This is a genomic window from Sphingomonas canaveralia, from assembly GCF_047238125.1.
In the GTDB taxonomy this organism is placed as follows: domain Bacteria; phylum Pseudomonadota; class Alphaproteobacteria; order Sphingomonadales; family Sphingomonadaceae; genus JBDFMH01.
In genome coordinates, this window is record NZ_JBDFMH010000001.1 from 649,605 (window position 1) to 666,689 (window position 17,085).

At 65.9% G+C, this 17,085-nt stretch carries 15 protein-coding genes; 10 read left to right on the plus strand and 5 right to left on the minus strand.

From position 1 onward, the window contains the following. The first annotated feature begins 51 nt into the window (after positions 1 to 51). Positions 52 to 2,478: a serine/threonine-protein kinase gene (locus tag ABC347_RS03205; protein WP_413244302.1), complete on the plus strand. Its 2,427-nt coding sequence runs from the start codon at positions 52 to 54 to the stop codon at positions 2,476 to 2,478. 112 nt (positions 2,479 to 2,590) lie between these two features. Here ABC347_RS03205 and ABC347_RS03210 read toward each other — a convergent pair whose 3' ends face one another. Beyond that, a complete protein-coding gene (locus ABC347_RS03210) occupies positions 2,591 to 4,237 on the minus strand; it encodes an AMP-binding protein (protein WP_413244303.1) in 1,647 nt (548 codons plus the stop codon). Positions 4,238 to 4,354: 117 nt separating this feature from the next. On the opposite strand from ABC347_RS03210, the gene ABC347_RS03215 reads away from it, so the two are divergent. From ABC347_RS03215 to ABC347_RS03225, 3 genes are all read left to right on the plus strand, one after another. Continuing rightward, positions 4,355 to 5,524: an aromatic ring-hydroxylating oxygenase subunit alpha gene (locus ABC347_RS03215; RefSeq protein WP_413244304.1), complete on the plus strand. Its 1,170-nt coding sequence runs from the start codon at positions 4,355 to 4,357 to the stop codon at positions 5,522 to 5,524. A 4-nt stretch (positions 5,525 to 5,528) separates the two neighbouring features. Continuing rightward, the gene (locus tag ABC347_RS03220; RefSeq protein WP_413244305.1) at positions 5,529 to 5,888 is read left to right on the plus strand and encodes an EthD domain-containing protein; all 360 of its coding nucleotides are present in this window, start codon (positions 5,529 to 5,531) and stop codon (positions 5,886 to 5,888) included. 158 nt (positions 5,889 to 6,046) lie between these two features. Further along, entirely contained in the window at positions 6,047 to 6,631 is a 585-nt protein-coding gene (locus tag ABC347_RS03225) for a PEPxxWA-CTERM sorting domain-containing protein (RefSeq protein ID WP_413244306.1), read from the plus strand. A 142-nt stretch (positions 6,632 to 6,773) separates the two neighbouring features. Here ABC347_RS03225 and glnA read toward each other — a convergent pair whose 3' ends face one another. Further along, positions 6,774 to 8,186 carry a type I glutamate--ammonia ligase gene (gene glnA, locus ABC347_RS03230; RefSeq protein ID WP_413244307.1) on the minus strand — a complete coding sequence of 471 codons (1,413 nt, stop codon included), beginning with the start codon at positions 8,184 to 8,186 and terminating at the stop codon, positions 6,774 to 6,776. Between the two features lie 90 nt (positions 8,187 to 8,276). Then, positions 8,277 to 8,615: a P-II family nitrogen regulator gene (locus ABC347_RS03235; RefSeq protein WP_413244308.1), complete on the minus strand. Its 339-nt coding sequence runs from the start codon at positions 8,613 to 8,615 to the stop codon at positions 8,277 to 8,279. A 281-nt stretch (positions 8,616 to 8,896) separates the two neighbouring features. Between ABC347_RS03235 and ABC347_RS03240 the strand changes: the two genes are divergently transcribed. Continuing rightward, positions 8,897 to 9,964, plus strand: a complete 1,068-nt coding sequence (locus tag ABC347_RS03240; RefSeq protein ID WP_413244309.1) for a zinc-dependent alcohol dehydrogenase — start codon at positions 8,897 to 8,899, stop codon at positions 9,962 to 9,964. On the opposite strand, the gene map is transcribed toward ABC347_RS03240, so the two are convergent. Beyond that, positions 9,955 to 10,782 (minus strand): type I methionyl aminopeptidase, encoded by an 828-nt coding sequence (gene map / locus ABC347_RS03245; protein WP_413244310.1) that lies wholly within the window; start codon positions 10,780 to 10,782, stop codon positions 9,955 to 9,957. The two genes, ABC347_RS03240 and map, sit on opposite strands and share 10 nt — an antisense overlap. 64 nt (positions 10,783 to 10,846) lie before the next feature. On the opposite strand from map, the gene ABC347_RS03250 reads away from it, so the two are divergent. The 3 genes from ABC347_RS03250 (at position 10,847) to ABC347_RS03260 (ending at position 13,307) form a co-directional block, all read left to right on the plus strand. Continuing rightward, the gene (locus ABC347_RS03250; protein WP_413244311.1) at positions 10,847 to 11,605 is read left to right on the plus strand and encodes a competence/damage-inducible protein A; all 759 of its coding nucleotides are present in this window, start codon (positions 10,847 to 10,849) and stop codon (positions 11,603 to 11,605) included. A 7-nt stretch (positions 11,606 to 11,612) separates the two neighbouring features. Next, positions 11,613 to 12,785: a glycosyltransferase family protein gene (locus ABC347_RS03255; protein WP_413244312.1), complete on the plus strand. Its 1,173-nt coding sequence runs from the start codon at positions 11,613 to 11,615 to the stop codon at positions 12,783 to 12,785. Positions 12,786 to 12,851: 66 nt separating this feature from the next. After that, positions 12,852 to 13,307 carry a PA2169 family four-helix-bundle protein gene (locus ABC347_RS03260; protein ID WP_413244313.1) on the plus strand — a complete coding sequence of 152 codons (456 nt, stop codon included), beginning with the start codon at positions 12,852 to 12,854 and terminating at the stop codon, positions 13,305 to 13,307. A gap of 49 nt (positions 13,308 to 13,356) precedes the next feature. Here ABC347_RS03260 and ABC347_RS03265 read toward each other — a convergent pair whose 3' ends face one another. Next, complete coding sequence (locus ABC347_RS03265) at positions 13,357 to 14,229, minus strand: LysR family transcriptional regulator (RefSeq protein WP_413244314.1); 873 nt, start codon at positions 14,227 to 14,229, stop codon at positions 13,357 to 13,359. A 90-nt stretch (positions 14,230 to 14,319) separates the two neighbouring features. Here ABC347_RS03265 and ABC347_RS03270 point away from each other — a divergent pair, with 90 nt between their 5' ends. Beyond that, positions 14,320 to 15,471, plus strand: a complete 1,152-nt coding sequence (locus ABC347_RS03270; RefSeq protein WP_413244315.1) for an acyl-CoA dehydrogenase family protein — start codon at positions 14,320 to 14,322, stop codon at positions 15,469 to 15,471. After that, positions 15,468 to 17,069 carry a carboxyl transferase domain-containing protein gene (locus tag ABC347_RS03275; protein ID WP_413244316.1) on the plus strand — a complete coding sequence of 534 codons (1,602 nt, stop codon included), beginning with the start codon at positions 15,468 to 15,470 and terminating at the stop codon, positions 17,067 to 17,069. Before ABC347_RS03270 ends, ABC347_RS03275 begins: the two co-directional genes overlap by 4 nt. Positions 17,070 to 17,085 lie beyond the last annotated feature (16 nt).

Consider the following 17,085-nt stretch of genomic DNA (forward strand, 5'->3'; position numbering starts at 1 on the left):
TTAGGCTGGCGCCATCCCGTGGGGGGATGGATGCAGCGCGACCGCAAAGCCTTGGCGATCCTCGATGCAGCGCTGGAGCTGCCGGCGAACGATCGCGCCGCGTGGCTGGAGGCAAGCTGCGCCGATCATGACCTGCGCGCGAAGGTGCAGGCGATGCTCGCGCTCGAGGACGATGCCGCGCAGCTGATGCCGACCGAGGCGGGCATCGTCGGTGCATCCGAGATCATTCCCGATCGGGTCGGGCCGTTCCGGATCGACGGCGTGATCGGCCGCGGCGGCATGGGCACCGTGCTGCGGGCCGAACGCGACGACGGCGTCTATCAACAGACTGTCGCGATCAAGCTGATCCGCGCCGGTCTGCACGATGCGCAGGCCGCGCAGCGGTTCGCGCAGGAGCGCCGCATTCTTGCCAGGCTCGATCACCCCGCGATCGCGCGCATCCTGGATGGCGGCACCAGCGATGGGCGGCCATGGCTGGCGATGGAACATGTCGACGGCGCTGCCATCACGACCCATGCGCGCGCTGATCGGCTGTCGTTGGCCGATCGGCTAGCATTGTTCCGTGAAGCCTGCGCAGCGGTGCAGGCGGCGCATCGCCAGTTGATCGTGCATGCGGACATCAAGCCGTCCAACATCCTCGTGCGCAGCGGCGACGGTCAGGTGAAGCTGCTCGATTTCGGGATTGCGCGGCTGGTGGACGCGGAGCCAGCGATCGCCGGCGGGCACCCGCTGACCCGCGTCTATGCCGCGCCCGAGCGGATCGCAGGCGAGCCGCCGACCGTATCCGGCGATGTCTACGGGCTTGGCATATTGCTGCACGAGCTTCTGACCGGACGATTACCCGGCCGCATTGGTATTGCCGAACCTGTGGAAGGCGATGGATCGCCACTCGATCCCGGCGCTGTGGAAATGTTGCCCTCTGCAGTGGCCGCGGACCCGGCGGTGCCCGCGTCGGCGCTGTCCGGGGATATCGACGCCATCGTCATACGCGCGATCGCTGCGCAGCCGGCCAACCGCTATCCCGATGTCGGCTCGCTGATCGCCGATCTCGATCGACACCTCGGTCGCCGGCCGGTGCTGGCACGCGGGGGTGGGCGGCGCTACCGGGCCGGCCGCTTCATCGCGCGCAACCGGCTGCCGTTGGCGATCGGGATCGCGGTGTTCCTGGCGCTTGCGATCGCGGCCATCGTATCAACCACGCAGTATCGTTCGGCCGCACGTGCGCGCGCCGCCGCCGATCTGCGGTTCGAGGAAGTTCGCGCGCTCGCGCGTTTCCAGCTGTTCGACCTTTACGATCAGCTCGTCCAAGTCCCCGGCACGGTATCGGCCCGCGCAAAGCTGGCGGAGCAAGCGCAGACATATCTCGAGCAGCTCGTCGCGTTGCCGGGAGCCGCGCCGGATCTCCGGCTGGAAGTCGCACGCGGCTTCGATCGTTTGGCGGAAGTGCAGGGCGTGCCGCGTTCGCCGAACCTGGGCCAGCCGGACCGTGCGCGTGCCGCCATCGCGCGGTCGGAGGCGCTGCTGGCGACGCTCGATCCGGCGCGTCCGGCAGTAGCGCGCGAAATCGCCGTCAACCGGATCTGGGCGGCGCAGATCGCCACCTGGCTCGACTTCAAGCCCGATCAGGCAGCGCCCTTGCTGATCCGGGCGCGGGCTGCGCTGGACCGTGCGGGCGCCCGCGACGATGCGATCGAGGCGCAGTGGCACAGTGCCGAACTCGATCGCATCGGCTGGTCCGCCGACTATTCCGGGCTGGAACAGGCCGCACGGCGCACGCTTGCAAGCTTCGCCGATCGACCACCGAGCGCGGACGTCGTGCGAGTGCGGGCCGATGCGCTCAATGCGCACGGCGATGCCGTCTATTATCTCGGACGGCGGGAGGAGGCGCTTGCCGATTACCGCGCTGCCGACGCGCTGCTGTCCGGCTGGCAGCGGGGGCGGCCGCCGGACGCGTCCATCATCGGCAGGCGCACCGTGGCGGGCTATAATGTCGCGACCACGCTGGAGGCGCTCGGCCGTACGCGCGAAGTGCCCGCGATCGTCGACCGGCTGGTCGCGCAGGGCGAGGTGCTGGTCGCGCTCGAGCCGGCTGATCAGGCGCTCCGTCGCCGACACCTCGTCAACCTCGAACTTGCAGCGCAGATATTTCTGCAGAACGGCCGCAATGGGGACGCACAGGCCCTGCAGCGCCGTGTGATCGCGGCACGCGAGGCGGACCTGCGCGCGCGGCCCGGTACCGCCAACGCGGCGCGGGACGTGGCCTTTTCCCGCATGGTGCTCGGTACGATCCTGTGGACCTCGGGTGTGCCAGCTGATGGCTGCGCCGAATGGCGCGCTGCGCATGCACGGTTCGCCGCGTTGGAAGCCGCCGGCGATCTGGCCGCCCACGATCGCGGCACCCTGCTGCCCTACCTCGTGCGCGGAGTGGACATCTGTTCGGGCAGGCTGCCGCCGAGCGCGTTCCGCCCGCCGGGATGATGCCGCCCGCGTCTCGATCAGAACTGTGCGGGTTCGGCGTAGCCTTGGCCGTCACGCGCGATCCGGCGCACCCGTCCGATGCTGGGCGTGGTAGTCCAGCAAGCCAGTCGCGCTAACTTACGCCTTCCGACTTCAGTTGCTGCGTGATCATGCTGCGCAGCAAATCCTTGCGAACCTTGCCTGATGCGGTGCGCGGAAGGTCGTCGACGATCTCGATCCGCTCAGGCCGCTTCTGCGGCGCCAGGCCATTGGCCGAGACGAAGTGTGCGACTTCATCGAATGCCGGCAGATTGTCGCCGCGCATGACAAGGAAAGCACAGACCCCCTCGCCAAGCCGGGCGTGCGGCATCGCGACGACCGCAGCCTCGGCAATCGCGGGATGGCGATGCAAGACATCCTCGATCTCCTTGGCGGAGATATTCTCGCCGCCACGGATGATCAGGTCCTTCTTGCGGCCGGTGATCCGCAACCCGTTTTCGGGCGTGATCAGGCCGATGTCTCCGGTGCGGAAATAACCCTCGTCGTCGATCGCCTCGCGGGTCTGGGCTTCATCGGCATAGCCCATGAACATCGCGGGGCCGCGTGCGACGATCTCGCCCTCGCTGCCCTGCGGCAACGGGTTGCCGCCGTCATCCAGAATGCGGACGTCATAGTCGATGATCTCGCCGTCGGTGGTGGCAGCGAGTTCCGCATCGTGCGGAAAGCCGAGCGTGACCAGCGGCACTTCGGACGATCCGAACACACGGAACGCGACGGCCTTGCCGAACAGCGCGTTGGCCTGGCGCACCACGTCGGGCGGCACTGCTGCACCGCCACAGGCAAAGAAGCGCATCGAAGGCAGCGTCGTGCCTGCCGCGCGGGCGTGATTGGCGAGCTCGGTCAGAAATGGAGTCGCCGCCACGGTGCCGCGGACCTGATAGCGCTCGATCAGCTCCAGCGCCTGCGGGGCATTCCAGCTTTCCATCAGCACGGTGCGTGTGCCGACGAGAAACGGCAGCTCGAGCCCGTTCGAGTAGCCCGAGACGTGCGTGACGGGGGACGGCATCAGGATCGCGTCACCTGCACCGATCCCCCAATGCCCTGCACAGCGCAACACCGCGCGCGCCAGCGTGTCGTGGCTATGCAGAACACCCTTTGGCCGACCGGTAGTGCCCGAGGTGTAGAGGATCATCTTGACGCTGCGTGGGTCGACATCCGGCAGGCGGTCACCCCGGCCGCGCCCGGCCGCCACTAGATCAGCGAAGCCCGTGCCCGATCGCACTGGCACGGCGTGGGCCAGCGCCGGCAGGTCGGGCCGGATCCGGTCCACCATCGCCGCGAAATCATAGCCGCGGAAACTATCGGCATGAAAGAACACCCGTGCGCCGCAGTCGGCTAGCATCTGTCGCACCTCGGCATCGCGATAGATGCTGACGATCGGGTTGATCACGAAGCCGCCCAGCGCTGCCGCCAGGTTGATCGTGGCTGCCTCGATCCAGTTCGGCAGCTGGAATGCCACGACATCGCCGGGCCGCACGCCGAGATCGATCAGCGCCGCGGCCAGCGCCTCCGCGTCGGCGGCCAGGCTGGCATAGGTGGCACCAGATGGATCGCCCAGGAACGGCGCCGCATCAGGTTCTCGCTCGGCCCAGTCGCGCGCCAGCACACCGATGGTTCGGCCGGTCCAGGCGCCGCTCTCGGCATAGGGCAGATGGTGTCTGGCGGGCGGCGTCAGCCAGGCCCAGGGCGCCGATTGCGCAACGTCGACCATGCTCTCCATGCCCCGGTGCATAAGGCGCGGCGCCGGGCGGTCCACCTGTCATTCGCGACAGCTTGCAGTCAGGGGGGCGCTCTGGTGCTATGGCATCTAGCAGACCCAGTATGCGAGAGGACCAGCATGGACCGCCAAGACATCGGCGATATCGCCGAGATCCTGCTCGATTATGTCGAGAATGACGGCACGTTCCAGTCCGACAAGATCACCACCGTGCCCACCGACGCCTATTTCGATCAGGACTTGTGGCAGCGCGAGATGGATCTTGTGTTCAAGCAGGTGCCGCTGATGCTGGCGCTGTCGTGCGAACTGCCGAACCCCGGCGACTACAAGGCGATGGACGCGCTGGGCCTGCCGATCCTGATCACCCGCGACAAGCAGGGCACGGCACGGGTGTTCCTGAACGTCTGCTCGCATCGCGGCGCGCCGGTGGCGAACGACGGACATGGCAACTGCGCGCGCTTCACCTGCAAATATCATAGCTGGACGTTCGGGCTGGACGGCAAGCTGCTCGCGATTTCGGACCGGCAGAAGTTCGGCGATATCGATAAGGCGACGCGCGGCCTGACCCCGCTGCCCTGCGCCGAACAGGGCGGAATGATCTTTGCGGTGCTGAAGCCCGGTGCAGAGATCGACATGGACGGTTTCTTCCAGGGTATGCTGGATGATTTCGATCAGGCGGACCTGAAGAACTGGACCTTCCTGGGCAGCCGCGAGATCTTCGGCGCCAACTGGAAGATCGCGTTCGACGGCTATCTCGAGGGCTATCATTTCGCGTCGCTTCATCCGACGACGATCCACCCGCGCACGCCGTCCAACGTCACCCATTATGAAAGCTTCGGCCCGCACATCCGGATCGGTTTCCCGCAGGTGTCGATCGCCAAGCTGCGCGACGTGCCGCGTGAGGAATGGGGCACGCAGGAGAATAACGGGTTCGATTTCGTCCGCATCCTCTTCCCCAACATCTCGGCCTTCCTGGCGCCCGAGATCGCGCAGATCGCGCAGCTCTTCCCCGGGCCGACGCCCGAGGAGAACCGCACCGTGCTGCTCTATGCCCGGCGCGATCCGCCGCGCGACGAAGAGGACAAGGCCAATCTGGAGGGCATGATCGATTTCCTCCGCAACGTGACCTACGAGGAGGATTATCTGATCGGGCTGGAGCTGCAGAAGGGGCTCAAGGCCAAGGCCCATGACAGCATTATCCTGGGCAAGAACGAGCGTGGCAACCAGTTCTTCCACGAGACGCTGCAGTGGTACATGGGGGGCAAGCAGGGCCCGGCTCCGCGGATCTGATGCGATGCTGAAAACGCTGACCCTGCTCAAGCGGCGGCCGGATATCGATCGCGCTGAATTCATCCGTCGCTACGAAACCGGCCACCGGTTGATCGGTGAGAAGGTGTTGCGAGGTCACGCCCAGCGCTATGTGCGCCGCTATCTCAATCCCGTGCCGAACCCGGTAACGGGCGAAGTCGAGGAACCGGCCCACGACGTCGCAATGGAGATGTGGTTCGCGGACGAGGCGGCCTATCAGGGCTTCCTGCAGGCCATCTCGGACCCGGTGGTGATGGCCGAGATCGTGGCGGACGAGGAAACGCTGTTCGACCGTGCGTATAATCGGTTTTTCCTGCTCGAGGAGCATGAGAGCAATCTCGACTGATCGCAGCCGCCCTCTCCATCCATCGTCCTCAGCCAACGGCTGTCCGCAAACGGGACGAGCGACTCATTCCGATCCCTTTCGGCAGCGCAACATTCCGGTTATGGAATGAGTGTCGGGGCGCCCACCAGAGGGCGAGTCGAATGTAGTGGAGAATGGGGATGAAAGCTTTTGCGATGGCGGCACTGGCCGCACTCGGCAGCCTCGCCGCCGCGAGCCCGGCTTCGGCGGTCGTCTATACCGTCGATGCGCAAGCCAACAGCTCGTCCGGTGGCACCGGCCTCGCCTCGATCACGCTTGTTGCCGGGCAGGCGTTTACGGTCAGCTCGAGCCTGAACGATCTGTGGCGCGCGGGCGATCTGCCGCGCTATTCGGATGGACGCGGCATCTTCGAGACCCGGTTCGCGACCGCAGCCGATGACTCGGGCGAAGCCGTTGGCACGCTGATCGAGGACAATATCTTCGGCCAGTGGACGCAGAACGGGCTGACCGCGAACTACGGCGCGCTCGTCGGCGAGATCAACGGGATCTACCAGGAACTGGGTGCCAATTTCTCGGGCAACGCCTGGGCCAGCGGCACGCTGAACCTGTATTATTGGGATTCAAACGCCGGCGATAACAGCGGCACGATCGCGTTCGACATCAACGCGGTGCCCGAGCCGGCGGCATGGGCGCTGATGATCGGCGGCTTCGGTGTCGTCGGGGGCACGTTGCGGCGCCGCAGCCGGCCGTTCGCTGCCGCCTGATCGCCCGTCTCGGGCCATCTGAGGGGCGCGCAGGCCGAAAGGCTTGCGCGCCCTTCTCGTGTCCGGCTGCGATCAATGACGACGCGCAAACAAAAACCCCGCCAATCGCTTGGCGGGGTTTTCGCTCTAGCGGACTGAAGGATCAGGCGCTGTAATACATGTCGAATTCGACCGGGCTCGGCGTCATTTCCCAGCGGGCGACCTCGGCCATCTTGATCTCGATATAGGCGTCGATCTGGTCGTTGGTGAACACGTCGCCCTTGGTCAGGAAGGCGCGGTTCTTGTCCAGTTCCGACAGCGCTTCGCGCAGCGAGGCACAGACGGTCGGCACTTCGGCCAATTCGGCGGGCGGCAGATCGTACAGATTCTTGTCCATCGCCTCGCCCGGGTGAATCTTATTCTCGATCCCGTCCAGGCCTGCCATCAGCAGCGCCGCATAGCAGAGATAGGGGTTGGCGGTGGCATCCGGGAAGCGAATCTCGACCCGCTTGGCCTTCGCACCCGCGCCATAAGGGATGCGGCACGAAGCGGAGCGGTTGCGCGCCGAATAGGCCAGCAGCACCGGCGCCTCGTAACCCGGTACCAGCCGCTTGTAGCTGTTGGTGCTCGGGTTGGTGAAGGCGTTGCAGGCCTTGGCATGCTTGATGATGCCGCCGATGAAGTAGAGCGCGAGTTCGGACAGTCCGGCATAGCCGTTGCCCGCAAACAGCGGCTCCTTGCCGTTCCAGATCGAAATGTGGGTGTGCATGCCCGAGCCGTTATCTTCCTTGATCGGCTTGGGCATGAAGGTCGCGGTCTTGCCATAGGCCTGGGCGACCTGGTGGACGACATACTTATAGATCTGCATCCGGTCCGCTGTGGTCACCAGCGTGCCGAATGTCAGCCCCAGCTCGTGCTGGGCGGCGGCCACCTCGTGATGATGCTTGTCCATCGGCAGGCCCATCTCGAGCATGGTCGAGACCATCTCGCCGCGGATGTCGACCGCGCTGTCCACAGGCGCGACCGGGAAATAGCCGCCCTTGGCGCGCGGGCGGTGGCCTAGATTGCCGGTTTCATATTTGGTGTTGGTGTTGGTCGGCAGCTCGATATCGTCCAGCCGATAACCGCTGGCGTTGTAGCTGTTCTCGAAGCGGACATCGTCGAACATGAAGAATTCGGCTTCGGGGCCGACATAGACGGTGTCGCCGATGCCGAGTGACTTCACGTAGGATTCCGCGCGCTTGGCGGTGGACCGCGGGTCACGCGAATAGAGCTCACCGCTGCTTGGCTCGACGATGTCGCAGAAGATCACCAGCATCGGCGTGGCCGAGAAGGGATCGGTGTAGACCGCATCCAGATCCGGCTTCAGGATCATGTCGCTCTCGTTAATCGCCTTCCAGCCCTCGATCGAGGAGCCATCGAACATCAGGCCATCGGTCAGCTCGTCCTCGCCGATCACGACCGAGCACATCGTCAGGTGCTGCCACTTTCCCTTGGGATCTGTGAAGCGCAGGTCGACCCACTCGATCTCCTGCTCCTTGATCTGCTTCAGAATGTCGGATGCCGTGTTGGCCATGTATCGTCCCCGTGCTCGTCACCCCGGCGGCTGCCGGGATTTCCCTTGGTTGAACTGGGCCGCCGGGTTTCCCGGTCGGCCGGCGTGGATTCAGATCGCGTCGCTGCCCCTCTCGCCCGTGCGGATGCGCAGCGCGCTTTCGACCGGAATGACGAAGATCTTGCCGTCGCCGATCCGCCCGGTCTGGGCGGCCTGCGCGATCGCCTCCACCACCCGGTCCGCCAGCGCATCGTCGACGACGACCTCCAGCTTCACCTTGGGGAGGAAATCGACCACATATTCGGCGCCGCGATAGAGCTCGGTATGGCCCTTCTGGCGGCCGAACCCCTTCGCCTCGGTAACCGTGATGCCGGATACGCCGACGTCGTGCAGCGCTTCCTTCACCTCGTCGAGCTTGAAGGGTTTGATGATCGCTTCGATCTTCTTCATGGGCGCTCCCTCCCGAACCAGCGCTGCCGCGCGTCTTTCAAATAACGTGCCACCTAACGAATCGGCCGCACGGGATGATAGCCGCATCCTACGCCATGGTGCGCTGCCACAAAACAGGGCAGCCATGGCATCCTTGCCCGCTTTTTAGGCACTTCGAGCGAACGTTGCTCCCCAGGCAATGAATGCGCGCGATCCTATCAAAAAGACAAGCATGATTGACTGTTTTTTGGCCTGTCGGCACGTTGCGCCTCAAGCTGCAATCAGCGGCCGGGAGGAGAGCGATGCGCGCCTGGATCACGCACGATTATGGCGACATGCGCCAGGCTGAGGTCGATTGCGGTGATCCGAAGCCGGGCTGGGTCCGCGTCCGTATCCTTGTGACGCAGCCAAGCATTACCGAGATCCTGCTGTTCCAGGGCGAGCGCACCTATGGCCATGACATCATCGCGCGACGCTTGGCCGAAGGGCCGGCGCAACTGTTCGGCCACGAATTCTCCGGTCAGGTCATCGCACTGGGCGAGGGTGTCACCGATCTGGCGGTGGGCGATCGAGTGGCCGCGCGCGGATCGCACCCTGAGGGCATCGTCGGGTTCGACTATCCGGGCTCGTTCGCCGAAGAGGGGGTGTTCCCCGCCAGCCTGTTCGTGAAGCTGCCGTCATCAGTGAGTGACGGGGCGGGGGCCGCAATCCAGGCGCTGACCGATTGCGTGTCGGCTGCTCATGCCGCGGGCCCCCTGCTCGACGAGACCGCTGTGGTGATCGGTCTCGGCGCGATGGGGTTCGGCTGCCTCCAGGCGGCCAAGGCAGCAGGCGCCGGGCGCATGATCGCGATCGGCCGCCGACGTGAAGCGCTCGACATGGCACTGGCCTTGGGGGCCGACGTCGCGATCGATGTCACCCAGGAGGATCCGGTCGCCGCCGTCCGCGCGCTGACCGGCGGGCGGGGGGCGGACATCGTGTTCGAGTGTGCCGGCGGGCCGGTCTCTCGCGGGCTGGCCGGCAACGCCACCATGGTGCAGGCGGCCGAGATGGCGCGCGAGGAGGGCAGGGTGATCGGTCTCGCGTTCGACGGGGACGCCGCGATGCTACCCTATTCCGCCTTCCGCTTCCGCAGCATCCGCTTCGCCTTTCCCGCGGTGCTGACCCGCGCCCTGTTCGAGGCGACCGTGCGGATCGTGGCGGATGGGCGCGTCAAGCTCGATCCGCTGATCGGTTGCACGCTGGATGGACTTGAGGCGCTGCCGCAAGCGTTTGCGATGACAGCCGACAAGGGCCGCCACGGGCTGATCAATCCGGTTCAGATCCGGGTAGGGCACGCCACGGAGCAGGCCGGACGCATTCAGGCGTAAGGCGGTGCGTGCAGGCCGGTCGGGCTGGTGGTGAAGATCTCGCAACCTGTCTCGGTGATGCCGACCGAATGCTCGAACTGCGCGGACAGCGAACGATCGCGCGTCACGGCCGTCCAGCCATCGTCCAGCACCTTAACGTCGGGCCGGCCGATGTTGATCATCGGTTCGATCGTGAAGAACATGCCCGGCCGCAATTCCGGACCCGTTCCGGGCCGCCCGGCGTGGACCACCTCGGGCGCATCGTGGAACACGCGGCCGAGGCCGTGGCCGCAGAAATCGCGGACCACACCGTAGCGATGCTTTTCGGCAAAGCTCTGGATGGCATGAGCGATATCGCCCATCCGGTTGCCGGGCTTCGCCTGCTCGATACCGCGCATCATCGCTTCGTAGGTCACCTCGACCAGCCGGCGCGGCTTGATCGGTACGTCGCCGACCAGATACATGCGGCTGGTATCGCCATGCCACCCGTTCAGTTGCGGGGTGACATCGATGTTGACGATGTCGCCGTCCTTGAGCGTCTTCGGCCCCGGTATGCCGTGACACACGACATGGTTGATCGAGATGCAGCAGCTGTGCGTATAGCCGCGATAGCCGAGCGTTGCCGGCACCGCACCGCCCTCCAGCGTCATCCGGCGCACGATCGTGTCGAGCTCCGCTGTGGTGACGCCCGGCACGACATGCGGCACGAGTGCATCGAGGATCTCCGCAGCCAGCCGGCCCGCCGCGCGCATGCCGATGAAGCCGTCCTCGTCGTACAGCTTGATGGCGCCGTCGCGCTCGACGCTGTCGGCGCGGGTGATCGTCACATATTCGTTCATGCAGCCCATATAGCGCCTGCGCACCGGCTTTGCGAGGCTTGCCACCCGCGCTATGGCCGATGCCATGGCCGAACCGCGTATCTACACCGCAGCGCTGCTGATCATCGGCGACGAGATCCTTTCCGGGCGCACCCAGGATCGCAACATTGCGCAGGTGGCGCTGTGGCTGAACCTGCAGGGTATCCGCCTTGCCGAAGTGCGCGTCGTGCCCGATGTCGAGCAGCGGATCGTGGCGGCGGTCAACGCGCTGCGGGTGGACAACGACTATCTGTTCACGACCGGCGGCATCGGCCCGACGCATGACGACATCACTGTCGATGCGATCGCCTCCGCGCTCGGCGTGCCGGTGGTGGTCCACCCGAAGGCGCGCGCCGTGCTCGAGGATTATTACGCCACACGCGGCGGGTTGAGCGAGGGCCGGCTGCGGATGGCGCGCGTGCCCGAGGGGGCCGAATTGATTGAGAACCGCATGTCGGGCGCGCCTGGCATCCGGCTGGGCAACATCTTGATCTTGGCCGGCGTGCCGCACATTGCGGGGCAAATGCTGGAGGGGCTGTCCGGCCAGCTTGAAGGTGGTCAGCCGCTGCTGTCGCGGACGATCGGCTGCTGGGTGCCCGAAAGCGAGATCGCCGACACGCTGCGGCAGTGCGAACGCGCCCACGAAGGCTGCCAGATCGGCAGTTACCCCTTCTTCCGAGACGGCCGGGTCGGCGCGAACTTCGTGATCCGCTCCGTCGATCGGGGCCGGCTGGATGCATGCGCCGACGATCTGCTTGGCCGGCTCACCGCGCTCGGGCACCAGCCGGCGGACGCCCAGATCTGATCGCCGGATGGCGCGCATCCTGATCGGCTGGGAGCTCGGATCGGGCAGCGGCCATGTAACCAAGCTCACGATGATCCTCGCCGAACTGCGCGCACGCGGGTACGACGTAACGATCGCCGCGCAGGATATCGCGCGCTGGCCGGCCGACATACCCGTCTGGCAGGCGCCGCTCTGGCCGCAGCAGATCGTGCCGCTGCATCGCCCGAACATCGTGACGCCGAACACGATGGGCGACATACTGGTCGCAATGGGGCTGGCAGACCGGCCGGCGCTGACCGCGATGATCGCGGCCTGGGACCGCATCATCGCGGCGGTCGATCCGGCGCTGGTGATCTCCGAATATGCGCCGGGCCTGCTGCTGGCCGCCCATGGCCGCGTGCCTACCCTCTCGCTCGGCACTGGCTTTTCACTTCCGCCGCCCGAACATCCGGTGTTCGCCAGCCTGACCGGCAAGCCCGCGGTCCATGAAGAGGCCCCGCTGCTCGACGGGCTCAATCGCGCGCTGTCCGCCAATGGCCGGCCGGGCCGGGATCGGCTGCCAGGCATCTTCAGTGCGGATCGCCAGATCGTCGCGGCGTTCGAAGAACTCGATCCCTATCGCGGCTGGCGCCTGGAGCCGGCCGGCGTGCCGCATGTTGGGCCGGTGCCGCTGGCCGACAGCAGCGGCGACGAGTTGTTCGTCTACATGAATGGGTCACAGCCGCGCACGCCTGCCTTCTTCGATGGGCTGGTGCGGTCGGGCCTCCCGGTTCGGCTCTACGATGCGCGTCTGCTTGCATCCGATAGAATGGTGCTGGAACGCGCCGGTATCACGGTCGAGACCGCGCCCGTGCCGTGGACGAAGATCGCCGCCCGCTCGCGGATGGTCATGTCGCACTGCGGGCTCGGCTTCTCCGCATCCGCGCTACTGGCGGGGCTGCCGCATATCCTGGTGCCATATGATATCGAAAAGGGCATGATCGCGGCGGCCGTCGAGCAGCTCGAACTCGGCGTCATCGCGCGCTTTGCCACCATGACCGCGGATGGTTTCGCTTCGACGCTGGCCGATGCCTGGTCCAACACTGCGCTTTTCCACCGGACTACGGCCGCCGCGCCGCGGTTCCGATCGCGGATGACCCGCGGCGTGGCCATCCAGACAGCCGATCTTGCGGCAGCGACGATTGCCGGCACCGACATTTAGTTTGGCCCGCCGGGGGCCGTTTGCACGCCGGGGCGTTGTGGGGGCTCAACCGAAAAGGAACTGCCCATGCTGAACTCCGACCATGACATTCGCACGCTGAACTCGCTGATCGCAACCGTGATCGACAGCGTGGACGGCTATCAGGAAGCCGCCAAGGATGCCGAGAGCGGCCGGTTCGGTTCGATCTTCACGGCCCGTGCCAGCGAGCGCCGACAGGCTGCGACCGCGCTGCAGGGCGAAGTCACGCGTCTCGGCGGAAATCCCGAGGATGACGGCACCGTGCTTGCCGGCGCCCACCGCGCCTTCCTCAATCTGAAGTCCGCGGTCACCGGCCAGGACGACAAGGCGATCGTCAATGAAGTCGAGCGCGGCGAGGATCACATCAAGGCGAAGTTCGAGGAAGCGCTGCAGGATCGTGAGCTTTCGCAGCCGGTCCGTGCCGCGATCGAGACGGCTTATCGCTCGGTGCGCGAAGGTCATGATCAGATGCGCGACCTGAAGCATTCGATGGAAGCCAACTGATCGATAGGGCGGCGGCGGACACCTGGTTCGTCGTCGCCCGCCGATCGGATCACTGGGCGGCCTGATGCCGTCCCAGCACTGATCTCGCAGCCGCCAGTGTAGCCGAGATGTCCCGCGCTGCAGCGGGCAATTGCTCTGAGAAAACGAGCCCGATCTGGCGACGCAGGTCGAACCCGGCCAGCATCGGTCGGCTTATTCCCGCGATTGGCAGGCCGGCCGGCATCACGGTAATGCCAATACCCTGACGGATCATAGCGAGCGCGCGATCGTCCGACTGGGTCTTGAAGCTGAACGGCGGACGGATTCCGCGCAGCGTGAAATGGCGGCTGGTTTCCGCCAACGCCTCGCACCCGCGGCGCAGGATCATCGTCTCGCTCGCCAGTGCCTCGGCGGCGACTGCATTCTGCCCTGCCAAGCGATGCGATGCCGGCATTGCGAGGCGATAATCCTCCATGAACAGCGGTTCGCGATCGAACCGACCGCCGCTGCGCAGCACGGTGATCGCGGCATCGATCCGTCCGCGTTCGAGCCGCGCCGCCAGATCGCGCTCGGTCCCTTCGACCAGTTCGATGGGCTCTGGCATGGTGCGGGCTGCAAGCATCGCTTCGGTCAGCCCGGTCGCCAGCGTGGATAGGATGCCCAACCGCAAGGTCCGGACTGGTGCGCGCGCTGCCACCAGCCGCTCAGCCTCGTGAAACTGCGCCTCGATCAGTCGGGCCTGATCGAGCAGCCGACTGCCCGCCTCGGTCAACTGCACGCGCTGGCTGGACCGCACGAACAGTCGCGTGCCCAGCCGCGCCTCCAGCTTGGCGATCGCCACCGACAGCGTCGGCTGCGCCACGTTGACCCGAGCGGCGGCGCGGCTGAAGTTGCCGGCATCGACGATCGCCAGGAAATAGCGGAGCTGCGCACGATCCATCATAGTCTGACGCTATACCCAAGGCCATGATCCTTCAATTTCCCAATGAACCGGCGGCTTGCTATGGACCGGTGAAACAGAGAGAGGATGCGCATGACTGCCGCCCTGGATTTCGCGCTCGGCGAGACTGCCGATATGATCCGCGACACCACACGCCGCTTCGCCGAGGACCGGATCGCGCCGTTGGCCGCGAAGATCGATGCGGAAGACTGGTTCCCGATCGCGCTGTGGCCCGAGATGGGGGCACTTGGGCTACACGGCGTAACCGTCGCCGAAGCGGACGGCGGCCTGGGCCTTGGCTATCTCGATCATGTCGTCGCGGTGGAGGAAGTCAGCCGCGCCTCGGCATCGGTCGGCCTGTCCTACGGCGCACATTCGAACCTCTGCATCAATCAGATCGCTCGCTGGGCCAACCCGGAGCAGAAGGCGCGTTTCCTGCCGAAGCTGATCTCGGGCGAGCATGTCGGCTCGCTCGCCATGTCCGAAGCCGGGGCAGGATCGGACGTCGTCTCGATGAAACTGCGCGCGGTGCGCACCGATGGCGGCTGGCGGCTGACCGGGACCAAATTCTGGATCACCAATGCCGCTTATGCCGATATGCTCGTCGTCTACGCCAAGACCGGCGAAGGCAGTCGGGGTATCACCGCCTTTCTGATCGAAAAGGGCATGGCCGGTTTCTCGATCGGCCAGAAAATCGACAAGATGGGCATGCGCGGGTCGCCGACGGCGGAATTGCTGTTCGACGACTGTTTCGTGCCGGATGCGAATGTGATGGGGCCGGAGAATGGTGGCGTCGGCGTGCTGATGTCGGGGCTGGATTACGAGCGGGTGGTGCTGTCGGGTATCCAGATCGGCATCATGCAAGCCTGCCTGGATGTCGTGCTGCCTTATATTCGCGAGCGCCAACAGTTCGGCAAGCCGATCGGCGCGTTCCAGCTGATGCAGGCCAAGGTGGCAGACATGTATGTAGCGCTCAATTCGGCGCGGGCCTATGTCTATGCCGTCGCGCGCGCCTGCGATGCCGGGCAGACGACGCGCTTCGATGCGGCCGGCGCGATCCTGCTGGCATCCGAGAATGCGGTGCGCGTTTCGCTGGAGGCGATCCAGGCGCTGGGCGGCGCGGGCTATACGAAGGATTGGCCGGTCGAACGCTTCGCGCGCGACGCCAAGCTGCTCGACATCGGCGCCGGCACTAACGAGATCCGCCGCATGCTGATCGGCCGCGAACTGGTGGGGGCGGCGTGACCGCGCCGACGCTCGATACAGCGCTTGACCGCGAAGGGGAGGCGTTCCGTGCCAACGCCGCGCATAATCGCGCTTTGGCCGAGAAACTGCGCGCGGATGTCGCGCAGGCCGCGCTCGGTGGATCGCAGGCATCGCGCGATCGCCACGTGTCGCGCGGCAAGCTGCTGCCGCGCGAGCGGGTGGAGCGCCTGCTCGATTCGGGTTCGCCGCTGCTGGAGATCGGCCAGCTCGCCGCGTGCGACATGTATGAGGGCGAAGTGCCGGGGGCGGGCATGATCGCCGCGATCGGCCGTGTTTCCGGCCGCCAGTGCATGATCGTCGCCAACGATGCGACGGTGAAGGGCGGCACCTATTATCCGATGACGGTGAAGAAGCATCTCCGCGCGCAGGAGATTGCGGAGGCCAACCGGCTGCCCTGCATTTATCTGGTCGACAGCGGCGGCGCGAACCTGCCGCATCAGGCGGAAGTCTTCCCCGATCGCGATCATTTCGGCCGGATCTTCTTCAATCAGGCCAACATGTCCGCCAAGGGCATCCCGCAGATCGCCTGCGTGATGGGCAGCTGCACGGCGGGCGGCGCCTATGTGCCGGCAATGTCCGACGAAAGCGTGATCGTGCGCAACCAGGGCACCATCTTTCTAGCCGGGCCGCCGCTGGTGAAGGCCGCCACCGGCGAAGTGATCTCGGCCGAGGATCTGGGCGGCGGCGATCTGCATGGCCGCAAATCCGGTGTGGTCGATCATGTCGCCGAGAATGACGAGCATGCGCTGACGATCGTGCGCGATATCGTCTCGACGCTGGCGCCGCCCGCCGATCCGGGGCTAAACATGCGGGCGCCGCGCGCGCCGAAATTCGACGCCGATGACCTCTACGGCATCGTGCCGCAGGACGTGCGCGCGCCGTACGACGTGCGCGAGGTGATCGCGCGGATCGTCGACGGGTCCGAGTTCCAGGAGTTCAAGGCCCTCTACGGCACGACCCTCGTCTGCGGTTTCGCACATATCTGGGGCATCCCGGTCGCGATCCTGGCGAACAACGGCGTGCTGTTCAGCGAAAGCGCGGTGAAGGGTGCGCACTTCATCGAGCTGGCCTGCCAGCGCCGGATCCCGCTGCTGTTCCTGCAGAATATCTCGGGCTTCATGGTCGGCGGCAAATATGAGGCCGAGGGCATCGCGAAGCATGGTGCGAAGCTGGTGACGGCAGTCGCCACCGCCAGCGTACCCAAGATCACGGTGCTGATCGGCGGCAGCTTCGGCGCGGGCAATTACGGCATGTGCGGCCGCGCCTATTCACCGCGCTTCCTGTTCAGCTGGCCCAATAGCCGGATCAGCGTGATGGGCGGCGAGCAGGCCGCATCGGTGCTGGCGACCGTTCACCGCGACGCTGACAGCTGGACGCCCGAACAGGCGGAGGCGTTCAAGGCGCCCGTTCGGCAGAAATATGAGGACGAGGGCAACCCCTGGCACGCCACCGCACGGCTGTGGGACGACGGCATCATCGATCCCGCCCAGACCCGCGACGTCCTCGGCCTCGCCTTCGCCGCGACGCTGAACGCGCCTGTGCCCGAACGGCCGGCGTTCGGCGTGTTCCGGATGTGATGGGATAGGGCGCGAA

What these genes read in the sequence shown, in the direction of transcription:
- ABC347_RS03240 (WP_413244309.1), top strand. Translation starts at nt 8,897, where the DNA reads ATGCGCGCCTGGATCACGCACGATTATGGCGACATGCGCCAGGCTGAG.
- ABC347_RS03210 (WP_413244303.1), bottom strand. Translation starts at nt 4,237, where the DNA reads ATGGAGAGCATGGTCGACGTTGCGCAATCGGCGCCCTGGGCCTGGCTG.
- map (WP_413244310.1), bottom strand. Translation starts at nt 10,782, where the DNA reads ATGAACGAATATGTGACGATCACCCGCGCCGACAGCGTCGAGCGCGAC.
- ABC347_RS03220 (WP_413244305.1), top strand. Translation starts at nt 5,529, where the DNA reads ATGCTGAAAACGCTGACCCTGCTCAAGCGGCGGCCGGATATCGATCGC.
- ABC347_RS03250 (WP_413244311.1), top strand. Translation starts at nt 10,847, where the DNA reads ATGGCCGAACCGCGTATCTACACCGCAGCGCTGCTGATCATCGGCGAC.
- ABC347_RS03255 (WP_413244312.1), top strand. Translation starts at nt 11,613, where the DNA reads ATGGCGCGCATCCTGATCGGCTGGGAGCTCGGATCGGGCAGCGGCCAT.
- ABC347_RS03225 (WP_413244306.1), top strand. Translation starts at nt 6,047, where the DNA reads ATGAAAGCTTTTGCGATGGCGGCACTGGCCGCACTCGGCAGCCTCGCC.
- glnA (WP_413244307.1), bottom strand. Translation starts at nt 8,186, where the DNA reads ATGGCCAACACGGCATCCGACATTCTGAAGCAGATCAAGGAGCAGGAG.
- ABC347_RS03260 (WP_413244313.1), top strand. Translation starts at nt 12,852, where the DNA reads ATGCTGAACTCCGACCATGACATTCGCACGCTGAACTCGCTGATCGCA.
- ABC347_RS03235 (WP_413244308.1), bottom strand. Translation starts at nt 8,615, where the DNA reads ATGAAGAAGATCGAAGCGATCATCAAACCCTTCAAGCTCGACGAGGTG.
- ABC347_RS03270 (WP_413244315.1), top strand. Translation starts at nt 14,320, where the DNA reads ATGACTGCCGCCCTGGATTTCGCGCTCGGCGAGACTGCCGATATGATC.
- ABC347_RS03265 (WP_413244314.1), bottom strand. Translation starts at nt 14,229, where the DNA reads ATGATGGATCGTGCGCAGCTCCGCTATTTCCTGGCGATCGTCGATGCC.
- ABC347_RS03215 (WP_413244304.1), top strand. Translation starts at nt 4,355, where the DNA reads ATGGACCGCCAAGACATCGGCGATATCGCCGAGATCCTGCTCGATTAT.